Annotated in this window: 12 protein-coding genes and 1 pseudogene; 8 read left to right on the top strand and 5 right to left on the bottom strand. The window is 46.0% G+C overall.

Annotated elements, in window-relative coordinates:
• Positions 1–425: 425 nt before the first annotated feature.
• Positions 426–4,211 carry a methionine synthase gene (metH, locus tag AAKU61_RS15720; RefSeq protein WP_354333764.1) on the bottom strand — a complete coding sequence of 1,262 codons (3,786 nt, stop codon included), beginning with the start codon at positions 4,209–4,211 and terminating at the stop codon, positions 426–428.
• Between the two features lie 436 nt (positions 4,212–4,647).
• Between metH and AAKU61_RS15715 the strand changes: the two genes are divergently transcribed.
• The gene (locus AAKU61_RS15715; RefSeq protein WP_354333762.1) at positions 4,648–5,463 is read left to right on the top strand and encodes an NF038132 family protein; all 816 of its coding nucleotides are present in this window, start codon (positions 4,648–4,650) and stop codon (positions 5,461–5,463) included.
• A gap of 328 nt (positions 5,464–5,791) precedes the next feature.
• Here AAKU61_RS15715 and AAKU61_RS15710 read toward each other — a convergent pair whose 3' ends face one another.
• Together AAKU61_RS15710 and AAKU61_RS15705 are read right to left on the bottom strand one after the other, a co-directional pair.
• Positions 5,792–6,745, bottom strand: coding sequence for a TerC family protein (locus AAKU61_RS15710; RefSeq protein WP_322120450.1), 954 nt, complete (start codon positions 6,743–6,745; stop codon positions 5,792–5,794).
• 132 nt (positions 6,746–6,877) lie between these two features.
• Positions 6,878–7,564, bottom strand: coding sequence for a Bax inhibitor-1/YccA family protein (locus AAKU61_RS15705; protein WP_354333760.1), 687 nt, complete (start codon positions 7,562–7,564; stop codon positions 6,878–6,880).
• Between the two features lie 313 nt (positions 7,565–7,877).
• Between AAKU61_RS15705 and nhaR the strand changes: the two genes are divergently transcribed.
• The 3 genes and pseudogenes from nhaR (at position 7,878) to AAKU61_RS15690 (ending at position 12,337) form a co-directional block, all read left to right on the top strand.
• Entirely contained in the window at positions 7,878–8,777 is a 900-nt protein-coding gene (gene nhaR / locus AAKU61_RS15700) for a transcriptional activator NhaR (protein WP_354333758.1), read from the top strand.
• Positions 8,778–8,908: 131 nt separating this feature from the next.
• Positions 8,909–9,940 (top strand): annotated as a pseudogene (locus tag AAKU61_RS15695) (ABC transporter substrate-binding protein); the annotation flags it as partial.
• Between the two features lie 675 nt (positions 9,941–10,615).
• Complete coding sequence (locus tag AAKU61_RS15690; RefSeq protein WP_354333754.1) at positions 10,616–12,337, top strand: diguanylate cyclase; 1,722 nt, start codon at positions 10,616–10,618, stop codon at positions 12,335–12,337.
• Positions 12,338–12,695: 358 nt separating this feature from the next.
• Here AAKU61_RS15690 and fmt read toward each other — a convergent pair whose 3' ends face one another.
• Both fmt and def read right to left on the bottom strand, forming a co-directional pair.
• Entirely contained in the window at positions 12,696–13,670 is a 975-nt protein-coding gene (gene fmt / locus AAKU61_RS15685; RefSeq protein WP_354333752.1) for a methionyl-tRNA formyltransferase, read from the bottom strand.
• A complete protein-coding gene (gene def / locus AAKU61_RS15680; RefSeq protein ID WP_354333750.1) occupies positions 13,670–14,209 on the bottom strand; it encodes a peptide deformylase in 540 nt (179 codons plus the stop codon). Before def ends, fmt begins: the two co-directional genes overlap by 1 nt.
• A 151-nt stretch (positions 14,210–14,360) precedes the next feature.
• Between def and AAKU61_RS15675 the strand changes: the two genes are divergently transcribed.
• The 4 genes from AAKU61_RS15675 to AAKU61_RS15660 all read left to right on the top strand — a co-directional run bounded on the left by AAKU61_RS15675 (position 14,361) and on the right by AAKU61_RS15660 (position 20,264).
• Positions 14,361–15,458, top strand: a complete 1,098-nt coding sequence (locus AAKU61_RS15675) for a LysM peptidoglycan-binding domain-containing protein (RefSeq protein ID WP_354333748.1) — start codon at positions 14,361–14,363, stop codon at positions 15,456–15,458.
• Positions 15,459–15,491: 33 nt separating this feature from the next.
• Complete coding sequence (gene dprA / locus AAKU61_RS15670) at positions 15,492–16,676, top strand: DNA-processing protein DprA (protein ID WP_503012626.1); 1,185 nt, start codon at positions 15,492–15,494, stop codon at positions 16,674–16,676.
• Positions 16,677–16,899: 223 nt separating this feature from the next.
• Entirely contained in the window at positions 16,900–17,376 is a 477-nt protein-coding gene (locus tag AAKU61_RS15665) for a Smg family protein (RefSeq protein ID WP_322120442.1), read from the top strand.
• Positions 17,377–17,660: 284 nt separating this feature from the next.
• Positions 17,661–20,264 carry a DNA topoisomerase III gene (locus AAKU61_RS15660; RefSeq protein ID WP_354333744.1) on the top strand — a complete coding sequence of 868 codons (2,604 nt, stop codon included), beginning with the start codon at positions 17,661–17,663 and terminating at the stop codon, positions 20,262–20,264.
• Positions 20,265–20,375: the final 111 nt, after the last annotated feature.

The following is a 20,375-nucleotide window of genomic DNA, read 5'->3' as shown; positions in this document are numbered from 1 at the left end:
GGATGTGAAAGTAGCAGTCGGCGCCGGATAAGAACGTTAAAACTGAAAAATGCATAACATTAGTATCGCTTAACATGCCTAGATTAACTGGCGTTTATGTTACATTTCCAAAACACATTTGCCCTTAAAAAGAACTTAACAAGCGTGTATATGATGTAACAAAATGTGTTTTTAACAGACTTAAATGGCCGCAATCTCGGCGCTGAACCGAGACAGTTTTATCTGTCTTTAATAGGTGTTTACCACGACTCGGAGCAAATAAAAAACCGGCATATCCACCTAGCTTAGTATTTGGGGTAATGATGGAATTAGACCTGAGTGAGGGAAAAAATAAATAGCAAGAGCCAGCAAAAAAGGCGAAAAAAAGCGAGCCTTAGACTCGCCCTTCGTACTCTTACTGTAGTGTGATCAGATCCTACCGGTCATCACAAATTAGGTGCTAACCATCGCTCAACCTCGTCCTTCGCTACACCACGGCGTGTAGCCATGTCCACTACCTGATCATCCGCAATCTTGCCGACGTTAAAATATTTAGATTCGGGATGTGCAAAGTAAAAACCTGAAACCGCCGCACCCGGAATCATCGCCCAAGATTCGGTGATATACATATCGATTTCTTCGCATTGCATTTGTCGGAACATCTCAGTTTTGACTGTATGCTCAGGGCAGGCCGGATAACCTGGTGCCGGACGTATACCTTTATAGGTTTCTTTAATCAGCTCGGCATTGGATAAAGATTCATCACTGGCATAGCCCCATAAATCTTTACGTACACGTTCGTGCAGATGTTCAGCAAAGGCTTCTGCCAGACGGTCTGCCAGGGACTTGAGCATAATGCTGCTGTAGTCGTCATGGGCATCTTCAAAACGTTTTTCGTACTTCTCAATACCCAAACCAGCGGTGACGGCAAACATGCCGATATAGTCTGCAATGCCACTGTCCTTCGGTGCGATAAAGTCGGACAGACATTGGTTAGGACGTTGCACACCATCGATGATAGGTTTTTCTGTTTGCTGACGAGTGCCATAGTATGTCAGCGCCACTTGGGTACGGCTGTCGTCGGTATAAATTTCGATGTCGTCATCATTGACGGTATTCGCAGGGAGCAGCGCGATTACGCCATTGGCACTGAGCCAGCGACCATCGATGATTTTCTTCAACATCGCCTGACCTTCGGCAAATACTTTGGTGGCCGCTTCGCCTACAACTTCATCCGTCAGAATTGCGGGGAACGGTCCTGCTAAATCCCAGGTCTGGAAGAACGGACCCCAATCAATGTACTGCGCAATCGTCGCCAGATCATAATTTTTAAAGATACGGCGACCGATAAACTTTGGTTTGACAGGCGCATTGGCGCCGACAAAATTGAGCTTCATTTTATTGGCGCGTGCTTGTTTTAACGTGACCATCGGCGTAGCTTTTTTGTTCGCGTGCTGTACGCGAATACGCTCGTAATCGGTAGCCAGATCGTCCATATATTGATCACGGCTCTCTGGTGTCAGCAGCGATTGCGCGACCGAGACTGAGCGTGAAGCATCAGGTACATACACCACTGGGCCATCGTAATTGGGTGCAATTTTTACTGCGGTATGCGCGCGGCTGGTGGTTGCGCCGCCAATCAGCAGCGGTATTTTTAGCATGCGGAAATGAGGGTCGCGCTGCATTTCTTTTGCGACATAGGCCATCTCTTCCAGTGACGGTGTGATCAGGCCAGAGAGGCCGATGATGTCGGCATTTTCCGCTTTGGCTTTAGCTAAAATTTCTGAGCAGGGCACCATGACGCCCATGTTGACGACTTCAAAATTATTACATTGCAAAACCACGGTGACGATATTTTTGCCAATGTCGTGGACGTCACCTTTGACGGTGGCGATGACAATTTTCCCACGGGGTTTGTTGTCGCCACTCCGCTTTTTTTCTTCTTCAATATACGGGACTAAATGCGCAACGGCTTGCTTCATAACACGGGCAGATTTAACGACTTGTGGCAAAAACATTTTGCCTTGGCCAAATAAGTCGCCGACGATATTCATGCCGCTCATCAGCGGTCCTTCAATCACTTGTATGGGGCGTCCGCCAGCATCCATGATTTGTTTACGGGCTTCTTCCGTATCTTCTACTATCCATTGCGTGATGCCGTGCACCATTGCATGCGAGAGACGTTTTTCTACAGACTCGCTACGCCATTCCAGCGTGGCTTCTTCTTTCTTGCCGCCTGCTTTGAGGGTGGCCGCAATTTCTATCATGCGCTCGGTCGAGTCGTCGCGACGGTTCAGTACCACGTCTTCTACCCGCTCACGCAACTCAACATCCAGTTCGCTATATACGCCGACCATACCCGCGTTGACGATACCCATCGTCATACCTGCCTGGATTGCGTGATACAGGAAAACGGTATGAATCGCTTCACGCGCCGGATCGTTGCCGCGGAAAGAGAAACTCACATTGGACACACCGCCACTGATTTTGGCGCCGGGCAAATTTTGGTGTATCCAGCGCGTCGCGTTGATGAAATCGACTGCGTAATTATTGTGCTCTTCAATACCGGTGGCGACGGCAAAAATGTTGGGGTCAAAGATGATGTCGTAAGGATCAAAATCGATCGTATCAACCAATAAACGATAAGCGCGTTCACAGATTTCTACCTTACGATCATAGGTGTCGGCCTGACCTTTTTCATCAAATGCCATGACGATGACGGCGGCACCATATCGCTTACATAATGTGGCTTGTCGCAAAAACTCGGCTTCGCCTTCTTTCATCGAGATCGAGTTAACGATGGCCTTGCCCTGCACACATTTTAGTCCCGCCTCAATCACCGACCATTTAGACGAGTCGATCATGATAGGCACGCGAGCGATATCTGGTTCTGATGCGATTAGGTTTAAAAAGCGTGTCATGGCCGCGAGCGAATCGAGCATCGCCTCGTCCATATTGATATCGATGACCTGCGCGCCGTTTTCTACTTGTTGGCGCGCTACCGCCAAGGCTTCGTCGTACTGTTCGTTCAGAATTAGACGTGCAAATGCTTTTGATCCGGTGACGTTGGTGCGCTCACCTACGTTGACGAACAGAGAATCCTGATCAATCGTAAATGGTTCCAGACCAGATAGCCGCATGCAGTTGGTAATTGCTGGAATTTGACGCGGAGTGATCGGCTTAAGCAACTCTGCAATCGCTTTAATATGTGGCGGTGTCGTACCGCAGCAGCCACCAGCAATATTGATGAATCCACTCTCGGCAAATTCCTTTAGCAATGCAGAAGTGTCAGCAGGTAGCTCGTCAAAGCCGGTGTCACTCATAGGATTGGGCAGACCGGCGTTGGGATAAATACACACAAAAGTGTCTGCAATCTTAGAGAGCTCTTCGGCGTAAGGGCGCATTAAGGTCGCACCTAATGCGCAGTTCAAACCTATCGTTAAAGGCTTGGCATGGCGCACTGAATTCCAAAACGCTGGCACGGTTTGACCGGACAAAATACGACCTGATGCGTCGGTGACGGTGCCAGAAATCATGATCGGCAAGCGTATACCAGATTCTTCAAAATACTGATCAATCGCAAATAAAGCGGCTTTGCAATTTAAGGTATCAAAAATAGTTTCGACCAGTAGCACATCTGCGCCACCCGCGACCAGACCACGGGTTTGTTCCAGGTAGGCCGCAACCAATTGATCAAAGGTCACATTACGTGCTGCAGGGTCATTCACATCAGGCGAGATGGATGCTGTCTTGGGGGTGGGGCCGAGGGCGCCAGCGACAAAACGTGGCTTGTCTGCGGTTGAATATTTATCGCAAGCGGCACGGGCAATTTTTGCAGCTGCAACGTTCATCTCGTAGGCCAGATGAGCCATGTGGTAATCATCTTGTGCGACAGTGGTAGAGCCGAAGGTATTGGTCTCGATCAGATCGGCACCCGCAGCGAGATATTGCTCGTGAATTTCTTGAATAATATGCGGCTGTGTTAGTGACAATAATTCGTTATTGCCTTTGACAAATAATTCTCTGACACCTTCCGGACCCTTGAAGTCCTTAAAGCGTTCGCCACGATAATCCGCCTCAGTCAATTTGTATTGCTGAATCATCGTCCCCATCGCACCATCTAAAATCAGAATGCGTTCTTTCAACAATGCGCGCAGACGTGCTTCTGTGCTGACAGCTGTCGTTGCACTTGCGTTGAGATTCGTAGCGGGAGTGGATTTTGCGGTAGTCATGGAAGATGCTCTTAATGAAACAAAAAACCCGATCAGCTCATACAAAAAATGCAGGCGGGACCGGGCGTTCCTTTTAGCTGCACTTATTACGCGCCCGCAATCTGAGTATCAAATCGGCGCAAGTTAAAGATTATACGATAAAGAGAGTGTGACAAATTTAGTCTGGAGCAGGATTGGCTTGTTTCCCTTATGCATTTTTGTTACTTGCTAATACGATTTTAATAAAGTGGATGTCAGAGCCATCATTTTGATTCTTGAGCGTCAATTTTTTGTCGATAAATATTACGTACACCGGAATTAATAGTTTTTATTGCAAGAAATATTATTATAAGTGATTGAATTTAAAAGAATTTAATGCTTGATTCCAATTTGGCATGATAAGTGCTTTATTGACGATCAGCTTCAACCATAATCATCAATAACATGTGAGGAAAAAATGAACATTTTAAAAAAATCTGTAAAAAAATTGAGTTTGGCAATAGCATTGACTCTTGGCGCTGCTGCTGTCGCAGGTAATGCATCTGCTGCGATATTTGACGGTGGTCTGCCATCAGGCTGGGTATGCACTGGTGGTTGCGGTACTTCCGGTGCAAATGGCGTAGTTGGTTTGTCGCCAGTTGGCAGCAGCAAATACGGCTGGGTTTCTACTAACGGTGGGGTATCTGGAAATGTATTGGCGGCAGTTGGTGCTTCTAGCACTAACGGTTCTACATTGCGCAGTACTTTGTTTTCATCTAATGCTGGTGACGCATTGAATTTCAGTTTTGACTTCATCACTTCTGATGGCGCTGGTTTTTCTGATTATGCTTGGGCTCGTTTGTTAGACTCTTCCTTGAACCAGATCGCTTTGCTTTTCACGGCGAGAACTACACCAAACGGCAATAGTGTTCCAGGATTTGGTATGCCAGGTATTGCAGCAACGATTAATCCAGGCGTAGTGACAATTGTTCCTGGTGCACCTTCTTGGGCGCCTTTGGGTAGCAGCAGTGGTACTTGCTACAGCAATGGTTGTGGTTACACTGGTTGGGTATCTTCGACTTATAACGTCGCAGCGGCAGGTAATTATTATCTGGAATTTGGTACTGCTAATTACGTTGATACTGCTTATCAAACAGGTTTGGCATTTGATGGCATTACTATCGGTGGCAAGCCAATTGAAGATGTTCCTGGTAATGTGCCTGAGCCAGCGTCACTCGCATTGCTTGGATTGGGTCTGGCAGGTTTGAGTTTTATGCGTCGTCGTAAATCATAATTCGTATTAAGTAATTTAAGCTGCGTTAAGCTGATTGTAGTTAGTTGGCTAAAATTAAAAAACCCACGATGTAAATCGTGGGTTTTTTTGTGTCTATATTTTCTGAGAAGAGCGGTTTAATTAAACCTAGATTTTCTATCAGACCGTTATTACGTCGTAGAAATACCGCGGTATGCCACATTCAAATGAATAATCTCGTCTTGATTTGAGTATAAACATTGCAGCGATAACTTCATACTTGTCGTCGCTCGACTAAGGAACTCTAGATAAAAAAAGAGCGCACCACCAAAATCGGTAATGCGCCCAAAAGGGATCGATACAAGTAAAACTAGTTTTTGCTGCGAGTGGCAACTAGGCTGGCTACAATAGAACTTGCCAGAATGCTGCCGATAACCAATAACGAGATAGCTGTTGGTATGTGCATCCATTCTACGATGAGCATTTTTATACCGACGAACATCAACACAAAGGCGAGACCAAATTTTAATAAGTGGAAGCGATTCGCCATATCTGCCAACAAGAAATACAGTGCACGCAGGCCCATAATCGCAAAAATATTAGACGTAAATACGATAAACGGATCGGTAGTAACTGCAAAAATTGCTGGAATTGAATCAACTGCAAAGATCACGTCGGATACTTCGATTAAAATCAGGACTAACAGTAATGGAGTAAAAACGCGCTTACCGTTTTCTACTACGCTGAACTTTTCTTTACGGAAGTCCTCAGTAAATGGGATCCATTTCTTCAAAAAGCGCAGGACAGGGTTTGCGTTTAGATCGGGTTCTTTTTCTGCTGCGACTAACATACGGAAACCCGTAACCAGCAAAAATACACCGAACAAATACAGTACCCAGGCAAATTGTGTGACGACCCAAGTGCCAGCCAGGATCATCGCGATGCGCATGACGATGGCACCCAATACGCCGTATAACAAGACTTTGCGCTGATATTGCAGCGGTACAGCAAAGTGACCAAAAATCAGCAGAAAGACGAATACGTTATCGACGGACAAGGATTTTTCAATAACGTAACCTGCCAAAAATTCCATCGCTTTAGCATCTGCTACAGCGCGTCCGAAAGTGTCCGTCAAATACATCCATAGGCCAAAGTCAAACAGTAAGGCCAGGCTGACCCAGACGGCTGACCAGATAGCAGCTTCTTTTACGCTAACTTTATGTGAACGCGAACCGCCCAGGGCAACTACGTCGAGTACAAGCATGCCCAAGACGAAAGCAATAAAAACTGCCCACATCCAAGGTTGGGCGATACTGTGAATCATTGAATTTCCTATTAAACCGGTTTGGTAGAAGAAGTGGTATAGGTTATGTGTGGTCTATACAGAGTGACGTTTGGCTGGGGCACACGGTTTTATGCAAGATGTTTTTTGCAATATGCGCACCCCAGCTAAACTTTATTCTTTATCTATAAAACCCAACAATTGCAACAGACTTAGGAACAGGTTAAGGATCGTGACGTATAAGCTGACTGTAGCCATGATGTAATTGGTTTCGCCACCACGAATGATGTTGCTAGTTTCAAATAAAATCATGCCAGACATCAGCAATACCATCGCAGCAGAAATCGTTAATGACAATGCGGGGATTTGGAAGAAAATTGCGCCCAGACTTGCCACAAAAGCGACCAGCATACCGATCATCAAAAAGCCACCCATAAAGCTAAAATCACGTTTGCTCACCAGCACATACGCAGACAAAGATAAAAAGATAGCACCCGTTAACCCCATTGCGCTCATCACAATCCCTGCACCGCCTGCCATACCAAGGTAATGGCTGATGATCGGTCCTATGGTCAATCCCATAAAGCCTGTCAACGCAAAGACAAATAAGATGCCTAAGCCGCTGTTTCGGAATTTATTAGTTAGGAATAGCAGACCAAAATAACCAACCAGCGTAATAATCATGCCCGGGTTTGGTAGAGCGAAAGCGATGCTGGCTGCGGCCGTCAGTGCGCTGAATAACAGCGTCATTGAAAGCAGCATATAAGTGTTGCGTAACACTTTGTGGCTAGCATCGACATTGCTGTCGCTGTAATCCACGGTTTGCACATTGCGTAAGGCGGAACGGTCTAAAATTTTCATGCTTTTCTCCTAGAATGTCGAAAACCTTAAAAGCTAAACTTATTTATTCGGACATTGCCAATAAGAACCAAGCGACAATGCCAGTCAGAAAGTAAGTTTTTCGCCTTTTTATACAAGGTGACCAAAGTATAGTGCGCCTCAATTAGTAATAAAAGTCGAATATAATTGATAAATGGTTCGTATAAAACGAAGTGTTTAGAAATATTGCAATCTTAAAATTTATGCAAAACCGCCGCAAAGCGTCGCAGCGCCTTGCTGGGACAATTTTGCGTAAGTCCTAAATCTATTCAATTTTTATTGGGTGCGGCCAACGATGACCAGCCTTAATTACAAGCATCTGCATTATTTTTGGGTCGTCGCCAAAGCGGGCAGTATTGCCCGTGCTAGCGAGCAATTGAACCTGACACCACAAACCATCAGCGGTCAAATTAGTTTATTTGAAGATATTCAAGGCGAGCAATTATTTAAGAAGCAAGGTCGCAATTTGCAATTGACCGAGGCAGGGCGATTGGTATTGGGTTACGCAGAAGAGATTTTTTCTTTGGGACAAGAGCTGGAAGAAGTATTGCAGCACAGACCGACCGCGCGCACGCTGCAACTGCGTGTTGGCGTGTCAGATGCGGTAGCTAAAGCCGTTGCTTATCGTTTGTTAGAACCTGCCTTGGCGTTACCGCAAACTTTGCGGATCAATTGCCGCGAAGGCAAGCTCGATGTCTTGCTTGCTGAGCTGGCTTTGCATAAGCTCGATATTGTGATTACTGATAGCCCGATGTCACCCACGGTCAATGTACGTGGATTTAATCACCAGCTTGGAGAATGTGGCATTAGTTTTTTTGCGACGGCTGCTCTGGCGCAGCAATATGGCGAGGCATTTCCTGCGTGTTTGCAGGGCGCGCCTATTTTATTGCCCGGAGAAGATTCTGCCCTACGTTCTAAACTGATGTTTTGGCTGAGTGAAAAGCAACTGCACCCGCGAATTGCTGGAGAATTCGACGATAGCGCTCTCATGAGCGCCTTCGGTCAGGCGGGGGCCGGTTTTTTTGCGGCGCCATCCTCCATTGCTGATATGGTCATACGTCAATACGATGTGCAGCAGGTGGGGCATACTGACGAGATTCGTGAACAGTTTTATGCGATTTCTGTACAACGCAAGTTGACGCATCCGGCAGTATTGGCGATTACTCAAGCGACGCAACAGAACCAAGTTTCCTAATTCAGGAACGTAGGTAGTGTGCTTTTATCTGATTTTCCGACAGTTAGTCATGTCTCCTAGTTGGAATTTTGTGGTTCAATAGATATCGAATCGATCATGCTGTAGATGCTACAGTCAAGCCGGAAAAATACATGCATAAAGCAGCAAATAACGGCATCACCAAGGCGCTCTTCGTTCAACTGCCTTTAGCTATGCTTGTTTGCATTAGCGTTGCATGTAATAAGCCAGCGGAGCAAACGGTAGCTACCAGCAAGCCAGTGCCACAAACCACTATTACTGCTTTGATCTGGGCGCCCGATTGGCCAGAAGAAATGCAGCGTATCGCCGATCAATTCAGTCAGGAAAACCCAACGATCAAAGTTGATGTGCAGTTTATGATCGGTGATTCTGTTGAAGAAAATCTCAAACCAAAAATCGCTGCAAATCATTTGCCCGATATTATTTCTATCAATCCTAACGCCTACGCTGCCAGACTCGCAGATCAAGGAATTTTGATTGACCTTGGTGAGACTGCCTCGTGGAATAATATGCTGGACTCATTAAAACCCGACTGGACATCATCCAAACGGCATTACTACGGTATTTCTGGCGGCGTCGCTGCGACCTTGATGTACTACAACCGGGAGATGTTTGCAAAAGCGGGTATCAGTAAACCCCCTGGTAATTTTGAAGAATTTTTAGAGGTGTGCGAGCGCTTAAAAAAAGCGGGTTTTATCCCTATCATGTGGAATGGCGGATTCCCGAATATGCTAGGTAATGGGCCGTTTAGTTTTGGCTTTGCAAATAATGTCGTCGCCAAAAATCCTGACTGGAAAAACAAAATCGCCCACGGTATGTTGGATTTGAATACGCCAGAAGTCGCGGAAATATTTGAACGGATCAAGCTGGTCGCAGATCGTGGTTACGTCCAGCCCGGCTATATGAATACTAATTATGATGATGGCATTAAGCTTTTTACTGAGGGTAAAACAGCGATGGCTTTTCATGGCACCTGGGCGGCTGGCTTATTAATGCATGGCAAGGGCTTTACCACTGGGATTTTTATCCCGCCTTGGAACGATGCTGATCAGACCGTGGTACCCGTGATTGGTAATGAGACAGGGTTTGCCGTATGCGACACACCCAACAAGCAGGCGGCGCTGAAGTTTTTAGATTTTATGAATGGTAAGGGATATGCTATTCAGCAGAATAAGCGCCAGAATATTTCTCTATTTAAGAAAACCGAAGGCAAGATTGTTAGTGATCCGCAAATTCTGGATTACATCGCCAAGGTGAGTCAGTATCCGCTGACAGCAAATCCTTATTATTCGTCCTTACCTGCAGAGACAATAGAAATCTTGCATCCCTTGTTGTTAGGTGTATTGTTTGGTAAGAAAACACCGCAAGAGGCAGCGTACGCATTAGATGCCTCCGTCAAAGATGAAGCCAAGAAAAATGATTAATAGTGCGATGTTACGTTCAGATTGAGGCATTTAGATAAAGTGTATTTTTCTTTAAAATAAGAGGAAAAATGGGAACTCTATTTTGGATTAAACGGTTTCTGCTCGTTTTTTGTTGTACGTTTTTGTTGATATTTTTGTCGGCAGTTCTTCCTCGTCACCGGGAAGTTTGGCAGGCATCATGGGAATCAGCTTTGTGGGCATTGCTAGCAACGGTCATTTTTATTACTAATCGTTTATACCGTTCGAGTCGTGGACAAGCATGTGCAATTTGTCGTGATACGGTAGAAGAGTCTTCCATACATCCAGCATCAGAACATTAATCATGAGAGAGCAATTGTGATCGCTGAATAAGTGGGAGTTCCGACAGAAAAAATCGATAAAAATAGTTCATTACCTATGCGCAGAGTATTAGATTTTTTTTCATCAGGATTAAGAAAAATAGAAATCCGATATCGGCTGACGATCTCTTTTATATTGCTGTCGTTATTGCCTTTGATTGTTTCTGGTTATATTTCTTATCTCGAATCGAGCAAGGCAATTCAAGACAAGGCAAGGTTATTTTCTACGGAGATAGTCAAGCAGGTATCTAAAAATATCCAATTGCAAATGGGCAGAATAGAAACTGCCAGTGAAGAATTAGTACTCTCCGACCGGGTACAAAATGCACTCGTCAAGTATGACGGTGATGACGAGGCGGCTAAAATCATTGCCCGCTCTGATCTGACCAAAGCCTTAATAGAAAAATACGGCTCTTTTACTTATATCAATCAAAAATATTTTTTGGACCGCGAGAATCGTATCCTCGATTCACAAGTATTTTCGCAGTTGGGTAAAGGCGTGGTGGACGTCGTCACTAAAGCGCCAGTCATGCACGGCCGCCCGTATTGGTGTACTTACAGTATTTCAGCCGGACAAAAAAGTGTGGTCATGCTGCGGGCGATGCATATCAAAGCCAATAATTATCTGGCAGGTACCTTATTCGTGGGCATAAAGCCTTCTTATTTCTCGACTATTTTTGATAACGTTGATTTAGGAAGTAATGCCAATACCTTCGTAGTAAACGGCGCAACTGGCGAGTTAATTACGTCATCGAATAAAGCGATCAATATGGTGATTGAGCCGCTACTTCTGGAGCAGGTTGCAGCAAGTCTTAAAAACGGTATTGACACCAACTTTACCTCTTATGCTGATCAAGGCAGCAGCACCTATCTTGCTGCTTTTTCCCGCATCCCGAACACGGGCTGGTACGTTATCAGCACGATCCCTTTGCACAACCTGATTGCAGAGGCTGAGTCGGTTAGAAATAAGATGATTTTGATCGGATTACTGTGTTTTATTTTTGCGATTATGTTGTCGCTGGTGATCTCGCGCAGTATCGCCATGCCGCTCAAAAAACTAATCGCTATCATGAAAGAAACCGAGACTGGCAACTATCAGATACGCATGACCTATGAAGGCAAAGACGAGATCACCGCGCTCTCTGCCAAGTTCAATGAAATGGCAAGTAAAGTCCATGAAAATAATGAACGGCTAGAAGAGCGCGTCAACGAGCGAACCCGCGATCTGGAACTGGCAAACAGCAAACTCGCTGCCATCAGCGCAACGGATGGGCTGACTGGTATTGCCAACCGTCGTCGCTTTGATGAGGTACTCGCTAGCGAATGGCTGCGAGCTATGCGCAATAAACACCCAATTGCATTGCTGATGCTGGATGTGGATTGGTTTAAAAAATATAACGATCATTATGGTCATTTGGCCGGTGATGAATGCCTGCGCAAAGTATCGAACATATTAAAGTCCAATTCTCGTCGTGCCAGCGATTTGGTGGCCCGCTATGGCGGTGAAGAATTTGTCCTGATTGCCGCAGAAACTGATTTCAGCAGCGCGATGATATTAGCCAATACGATTTGCCAGGCGATCGCCAGCAGCGCTTTGCCACACGCGAGTTCGCACTATGGTTATGTCACGGTAAGCATTGGTGTGGCAGTGCTGATTCCAGAAGAAGGGCGCTTGCCCGAAGCTTTGGTAGACAGAGCTGATCACGCTTTATACAGCGCAAAGGCGCTTGGTCGTAATAGAGTTGTTTCGGCTGAATCTAATACTGCTGGAACGGTATGATTTGAATGATTTTGACGCAGCGTTTTCTACAAATAAAATCCCAGTAAATTAATGAAAATAACGGGAGTATATGTACTTATGTGCCTTATCCTCCAATAAATATATGGACAATGAAATATACAGTATGGAGTATATTAAATAAAGCAGATGTATCTTGGAGATATTTGGCGGAAATAAACTCGGATCATAATCGCAACGCAAGTCCGATAGGCTGTTGATTGCAATACCGATCTTGGGTGCAATGCAAACGTCAATACAGGTTCAAACGCAAGTTCAAATACAGATTCACGGATTCAAACACTAGCGTCAATTCAGCAAACGCAAGAGGCGCATCGCAGCAGAAAATTCAACTAAAGTTTTAGAGGGAGAATTGACTGCCGACTTCGATCACAAAGCCTTTGAGAAATTCGGCAACAGGCAAGCGCTTACCGCCGGGCTTTTGTAGCTCAGTCAAACGCAGGCATTGCTCGCCACAGGCAACTACCACACCTTCATGCGCGTTAGCGGCGAGGACTCGACCCACTGGTCTGGCTTCTGTGCCGGATGATGACTTAATGGCTTCAGCACGCCAAATTTTGATGACGCTACCATTCATATTGGCATGTGCCCCGGGGAAGGGGTTGAAGGCACGAATTTTCCTCTCCAAAACATCGGCGGCTAAATTGAAATCTAATGCGGCTTCTTCTTTACTGATTTTGGCGGCATAAGTGACGCCTTGTTCGGGTTGCACCGTTGCTTGTATGGACGTTTGTTCTACCTCTAAAACCCGCAACGTTTGCACTATCATTTCGCCACCAAGTTGCGCCAGTTTGTCATGCAAACTACCGGTGCTGTCATCCGCTGCGATGGCAATACTTTGCATACTCAGCATAGGTCCGGTATCTAGTCCTTCTTCCATCTGCATAATCGTGATGCCGGTCTCTCGATCACCGCTTTCAATCGCGCGATGGATAGGCGCTGCGCCGCGCCAGCGAGGTAACAGGGACCCGTGAATATTAATGCAGCCTAGTGGTGGGATGCTGAGAGTCGAGCGTGGCAAAATCAAACCATACGCGGCAACCACCATCACATCGTGCTGCGTATTGCGTAATAGATCGTGCGCTTCTTGTGCGATTTCTGGATACTTACCGTCTAGTCGCAAAGAAGTCGGCTGCGCTACCGCAATCCCATGCTGAAGGGCAAACTGCTTGACCGCGGAGGCGTGCAATTGCATGCCACGACCCGCCGGACGGTCGGGTTGGGTCAACACTAATGGGATTTCAAAGCCTGCTGTATGAATCGCTTGCAGTGCAATTGCGGCAAATTCGGGCGTGCCGGCAAAAATGACGCGCATCAACGTGCTTTCGACGATGGATTTCGACCAGTGCGTTGTTCTTCACGCTCTTCTTTGAGCATTTTTGTTTTGATGCGATTGCGTTTGAGTGGTGACAAATACTCTACAAACACTTTGCCTTTGAGGTGATCCATTTCATGCTGAATGCAAACGGCCAACAAGCCATCAGCGTGGACTTCAAATGATTTTCCATCGACATCAAACGCGCGGACTTTGACCTCTGACGGACGTTCAACACCATCATAAATGCCAGGTACTGACAAACAGCCCTCGTCATAGACTTTTTTCTCTGCGCTGGCCCAGATAATTTCTGGATTTACAAACACGCGCAAATCGCTATTGGTTTCGGAGGTGTCGATTACCACCAATTGTTCATGCACATCGACTTGGGATGCCGCCAGACCAACGCCCGGTGCGTCATACATGGTCTCGGCCATATCGGCGGCAAGTTTTTTCAGGCGTTCATCAAAAACGCTGACGGGTTTAGCCACTTTATGCAAACGTGGATCAGGATAACGGAGGATATTTAGTATAGACATAAGACTTTTCACAACAACGAAAGGGCGTTGCAATGCGGTTTTTCTTGCTACTTCAATGATTTATAGGCAAAATTTGATTCACTTTGGCAAGTTGTTACTCGCCTATCTGCTTTACCATCTAGCATCCAGCACCACGCATCGGACAACATTCATGAAAAAGTTTAGCACAATCGCCTTGCTTCTCGCAGTTGCCTTCCCTGTTATTGGCACTTCACAGGCGGTAGCACAAGAAGTTGGTAGTACTGCCCGTACCAATAAATGTGCTTTTTTACCGAATGCGCCAGATAAACATGTGGTGGTTAAGGGTGATACTTTGTGGGATATTTCCGGCAAATTTTTGAGTAATCCTTGGTGCTGGCCAGAAGTCTGGGGTATGAACCGGGAAGAAATCCGTAATCCGCACTGGATTTATCCAAACCAGATTGTTTATTTTGACCGTGTCAATGGACGTCTTCGCTTGGGCAATCCTATGGGCGGTAGTGATTTAGGGACTAGTGGATCGAGCAGACTACAGCCACAAATTCGCAGTGAATCCTTAGATGGGAACGCGATTACTTCAATCCCCTCTAATTTGATTGAACCTTTCTTGGTGCAACCATTAATCGTTGAAGAAAATACGCTATTAACCTCACCACGGATTGTTGCAACCCAAGAGGGTAGAGTGAATGTGGGGAAAGGTGACAAGGCTTACGTGCGTGGTGATTTAAAAGGAGGCACAGCCTTCCAAGTATTCCGCCCTGGAAGGCCGCTGAAAGATCCTGAGACCAAGAAAGTGATCGCTTATGAAGCAACTTTCCTTGGTGCTGTGAAGTTGGATCGTGTTGCCAAAACATCGGATGGTGTTGATACCTTTATTGTCAGTAATTCCAAAGAAGAAATGACGGTCGGCGATCGCTTGGTGCCGATTCCTCCAATGCCAATTCTGAATTACGTACCTCATCCACCTGAGCAGTCTGTTAGCGCACGCGTAGTCTCGATCTATGGTGGCGTTAGCAATGCAGGCTCGAACCAAGTGATCAGCATTAATCGCGGTACCAATGCCGGCTTAAATCTAGGCACAGTCTTGCAATTATCTCGTTACGGCAAAGTTATACAAGACAAAACAGATGATAAAAAATCAATACGTTTGCCGGACGAGCAATATGGCACATTGTTTGTCTTCCGTGTTTTTGATAATATTTCTTATGGCTTGATCATGGGAGTATCAGAGGCAGTCACCGTCGGCGATCTGGCTAGTTCGCCAGAATAAATCAGTTAAATAGTGCTTTACGCTGGGATGCTTTTGCCTTCGTCAGAAATATCGTTAAAGACTGACGACACGGATTGGCAGGATTGGCTCCGGCTAGAACAAACCTCAGGTGTCGGGCCAGAAACTGCCCGTAAGCTGTTGGCTGCATTTGGATTGCCAGCGCAGATTTTTGCAGCAAGCTTCTCTGCGCTGACCCAAGTTGTATCGGAAAAAATTGCACGTGCTTTGCTGCAGGCGCCTTCCGATCAACTTCAACAACAAATCAATCTTACCCAGAATTGGTGCGCATCGCCTGGTAATCAGGTAATGACCTTGGCCGATGCCAATTATCCGCGTGCCTTGCTTGACATCCCTGATCCGCCAATTTTGATTTATGTCAAAGGCCGTGCTGCTTTATTGGATGCGCCAACCATTGCCGTTGTCGGTAGCAGAAATGCAACTACGCAGGGCATCTTAAATGCCGAGCAATTTTCTGAATCCTTAAGCAAGGCTGGTTTAACAATTAGTTCTGGCATGGCTGCAGGCATTGATGCCGCTGCGCATCATGGTGCTCTGCGCGGTGCTGGATCGACCGTGGCTGTGATTGGTACTGGCGCCGATATTGTTTATCCAGCACGCAATCGCAGCCTTGCGCACTTGATTGCTGATGGTGGTTGTATTGTCAGTGAATATGCGCTCGGCATGCCAGCGATTGCCTCTAACTTCCCGCGCCGTAACCGGATTATTTCTGGCTTGGCAAAAGGGGTATTAGTCATTGAGGCAGCCGCGCAGTCAGGTTCATTGATCACCGCGCGCATGGCGGCAGAACAAGGGCGTGATGTATTTGCTATTCCTGGCTCGATTCATTCACCTTTGGCTAAGGGCTGCCATCAACTGATTAAGCAAGGTGCAAAATTAGTCGATAACGCGCAGGATATTTTGGATGAGTTGGGATTTTTGCCACTATTTTCAAGCGGTGTCGGTAGCCGTGATCGGTCGCTAGCTAATTCGGTTGCCCCAAACTTCGCACAAAATGCGGTAAGAGCCGATGTAAATGTCAGCGTGTCGGCCGCCGACAGCGAATTATTAAATGCGATTGGCTACGATCCCGTGCACATCGATATGCTGGCTGAGCGTGTAGGTATGGATGCGGGAAGCCTGAGCGCACAATTATTATCATTAGAGTTGGACGGGCATATTGAGCAGCTCGCTGGTGCCATGATTAAACGCCTGGGGTAATTTTGCGTAACTTCTATAATTCCTAAAACTAAAATAGCCATTAAAAATTGGGGAGTATCGTCAAAATCTGGCATATTGAACAGGTAACACATGGACATGTTAGAATACTACTACCTAGTATATATAATAAGGCAAGTTTCGCAGTGATTTTGTATTATTGATGATGCAAAAAAGCAGTAACGCAGGACTTGTCTCGAATTCTCCTTGAGGCTACAGTAACGGCATGTTCGATATTCTTGTATACCTCTATGAAACCTACTACCGTCCTGACGCATGTCCGGACACGGTAGCTTTGGCTAAAAAACTTTCCGCAGTCGGCTTTGAAGAAGATGAAATTTCCGAAGCACTGGACTGGCTTACCGTCCTGGCCGACACAACGAATGAAATCGATAAGCAGACCGAATCTGATGTTCTCGCATCCAAGGGTTTCCGTATCTACGCCGAGCGCGAAATTGCAGTTTTGGGTACGCCAGCCATGGGTTTTTTGCAATTTCTGGAATCCGCTGGCCTGATGAACTCACAACAGCGGGAGATCGTGATTGAGCGTGCTCTGGCCATTAATGAATCTCCTGTTCCTTTGGATAAGCTCAAGGTCATCGTTCTGATGATGCTCTGGAGTCAGGGCAAAGAACCGGATATGCTCATGTTTGACGAATTGCTATTATCCGACGAAGAGAGCGAACCTCGCTTGTTGCACTAAGTTCACTAAAGCACTGTCATCGCTTGTTTTGTGGTAAAAAACATATCTCGATTGCAGTTTTTCATCGATCACGTTTATTATTCGCGCTTAATATGCCTTATGTGCATGGGTTTGCGCTATCTTGTTGCAGCGGCGCAAGCAAATTTAGGCTAGGCTTGCGCTGCATTGAGACGAATTAAGTTTTTACTTTACCCTTTAGTGATTAATCAGTATCTGTTTAGCATGCACCGATTCAGCCAGTCTCTGATATAGAGACGCCAAAGAAACGATAGAGAAATAACACCATGACCAAAACCCTCATCATTGCCGAGAAGCCCTCAGTCGCAAATGACATCGCCAAAACTTTGGGCGGCTTTACTAAACATGATGATTATTTTGAGTCGGACGATTATGTATTGTCATCGGCGGTCGGCCATTTGCTAGAAATCACGGTACCAGAAGAATATGACGTCAAGCGTGGCAAATGGAGTTTCGCCCATCTGCCGATGATCCCGCCGCACTTCGCACTGAATCCTATCGCCAAGACCGAATCGCGCTTAAAGGTGTTGAATAAACTCATCAAGCGTAAAGATGTTACTGCTCTTATCAACGCATGCGATGCGGGCCGTGAAGGAGAGTTAATTTTCCGCTTGATTGCGCAGCACGCCAAAGCCAAACAACCAGTAAGTCGTTTGTGGTTGCAATCTATGACGCCAGCATCTATCCGCGATGGTTTTAAAAAGCTACGTACAGATGAAGACATGATGCCGCTGGCTGATGCCGCGCGTTGCCGCTCCGAGGCTGACTGGCTAATCGGTATTAATGGCACTCGCGCCATGACGGCATTCAATTCTAAAGAGGGTGGTTTTTATCTCACCACAGTAGGTCGCGTACAAACGCCAACCTTGTCGATTGTGGTCGAGCGCGAAGAAAAAATTAAGAAGTTTGTTTCTCGTGATTTTTGGGAAGTCCGTGCAGAATTTATTTGCGCTGCCGGTATTTATGAAGGGCGCTGGTTAGATCATCAGTTCAAAAAAGATGAGCATGACCCAGAGAAAAAAGCCGAGCGTTTATGGAGCAAAGCAGCAGCAGAATCGATTGTCGCTGCTTGCAGAAATAAACAAGGCAATGTTAGTGAAGAATCTAAACCAGCTACACAAATGGCGCCGGCATTATTCGACTTGACCAGCTTGCAGCGTGAAGCGAACTCTCGTTTCGGTTTCTCTGCCAAGAATACACTTGGATTAGCGCAAGCTCTGTATGAAAAACATAAGGTGCTGACATACCCGCGTACTGATTCCCGTCACTTGCCAGAAGATTATTTAGATACGGTAAAGCAAACGCTCGAAACGGTCTCGGAAAATAATAACTATTACCAGTTCGCCGCCCAGATCTTGAATAGTAATTGGGTCAAGCCGAATAAGCGGATATTTGATAACGCCAAAATCAGTGATCACTTTGCGATTATTCCAACTAGCCAAGCGCCAAAAAATTTGTCCGAGCCCGAGCAAAAGTTATATGACTTAGTGACACGTCGCTTTATGTCCGTGTTCTTCCCCGCGGCAGAATTCCAAGTCACGACTCGTATTACAGAAGTGTCTGGCTATCAGTTTAAGACCGAAGGCAAGGTCATGACCAACCCTGGTTGGTTAGCTATTTATGGCAAAGAGGCACAAGACGATAATGACCCGGAAAATAAAGGCAATTTAGTTGCTGTTGCTAAGGGTGAAAAAGTCAAAACAGAAAAAATCACAGCTAACGGCTTAGTTACTAAACCACCTGCTCGCTACACTGAAGCTACGTTGTTGTCGGCGATGGAGGGTGCAGGTAAATTGGTTGACGACGGTGATTTGCGTGAGGCAATGGCTGGTAAAGGTTTAGGTACGCCAGCTACTCGTGCTGCCACTATCGAGGGGCTGATTAACGAAAAATATTTACTGCGTGAAGGCCGTGAGATGATGCCGACCGCCAAGGCGTTTCAGCTAATGACGTTGCTGCGCGGACTTGGTGTTGATGAATTGACTTCGCCAGAATTGACAGGTGAATGGGAATACAAGCTCTCGCAAATGGAGCGCGGTAAAATCAGTCGCGAAGAATTCATGCGCGAAATTGCCCAAATGACGCAAGTGATCGTCAAGCGCGCCAAGGAATATAACAACGATACAATCCCCGGCGACTACGCCACGCTGCACACACCATGCCCGAATTGTGGCGGCATAGTTAAAGAAAACTATCGTCGCTTCGCTTGCACCAAGTGTGAGTTTTCTATGAGCAAGACGCCAGGCAGCCGTCAATTTGAGGTTGCTGAAGTGGAGGAGGTTTTAAGTAAGCGAGAAATTGGTCCCTTGCAAGGGTTTCGCTCAAAAATGGGCAGACCATTCGCCGCGATCCTAAAAATTGTACGTGATGAAGAGCACAATAACTTCAAGCTTGAATTTGATTTCGGTCAAAATCAGGATGATGAAAATGCTGAGCCTGTTGATTTTACTGGCCAAACTGCGCTGGGACCTTGTCCTAAATGTGGCAGCGATGTGTACGAAATGGGCTTATCTTATACCTGTGAAAAAACCGTTGCCAAACCTAAGGCGTGCGATTTCCGTAGCGGACGCATCATTTTGCAGCAAGAGATTTTGCCGGAGCAAATGGCAAAATTATTAAATGACGGTAAAACTGATTTGCTACCTGGTTTTATTTCCCAGCGCACTCGTCGTCCGTTTAAGGCGTTCTTGGTACGCGGCAAAGATGGCAAAGTCAGTTTTGAGTTTGAAGAGCGCAAAGCTAAAGTGCCTGCTAAGGCAAAAGCGACCAGCGAAACTGAAGATGTGGCAGTAAAAGTGTCCGCAAAAATAGTTAAAACTACGGCAAAATCACCCAAAAAAACGACTACGGTTAAGAAAAAAGCGGCTTGATAAAAAAGTTTAACAAAAGAGCTTCTTGCAAAATACCCAAACCAGTAAAGTCGAGCATGGGTGTGGCCACTGTTGCGATTGGTTTTCTTGTTTGAAGCGGCACATGTGACA

It is taken from the genome of Undibacterium sp. GrIS 1.2 (assembly GCF_040544435.1).
In the GTDB taxonomy this organism is placed as follows: Bacteria; Pseudomonadota; Gammaproteobacteria; order Burkholderiales; family Burkholderiaceae_D; genus Undibacterium.
Note: the sequence above shows the minus strand (reverse complement) of the source record. Positions and strands in the feature narration are given on the sequence as shown.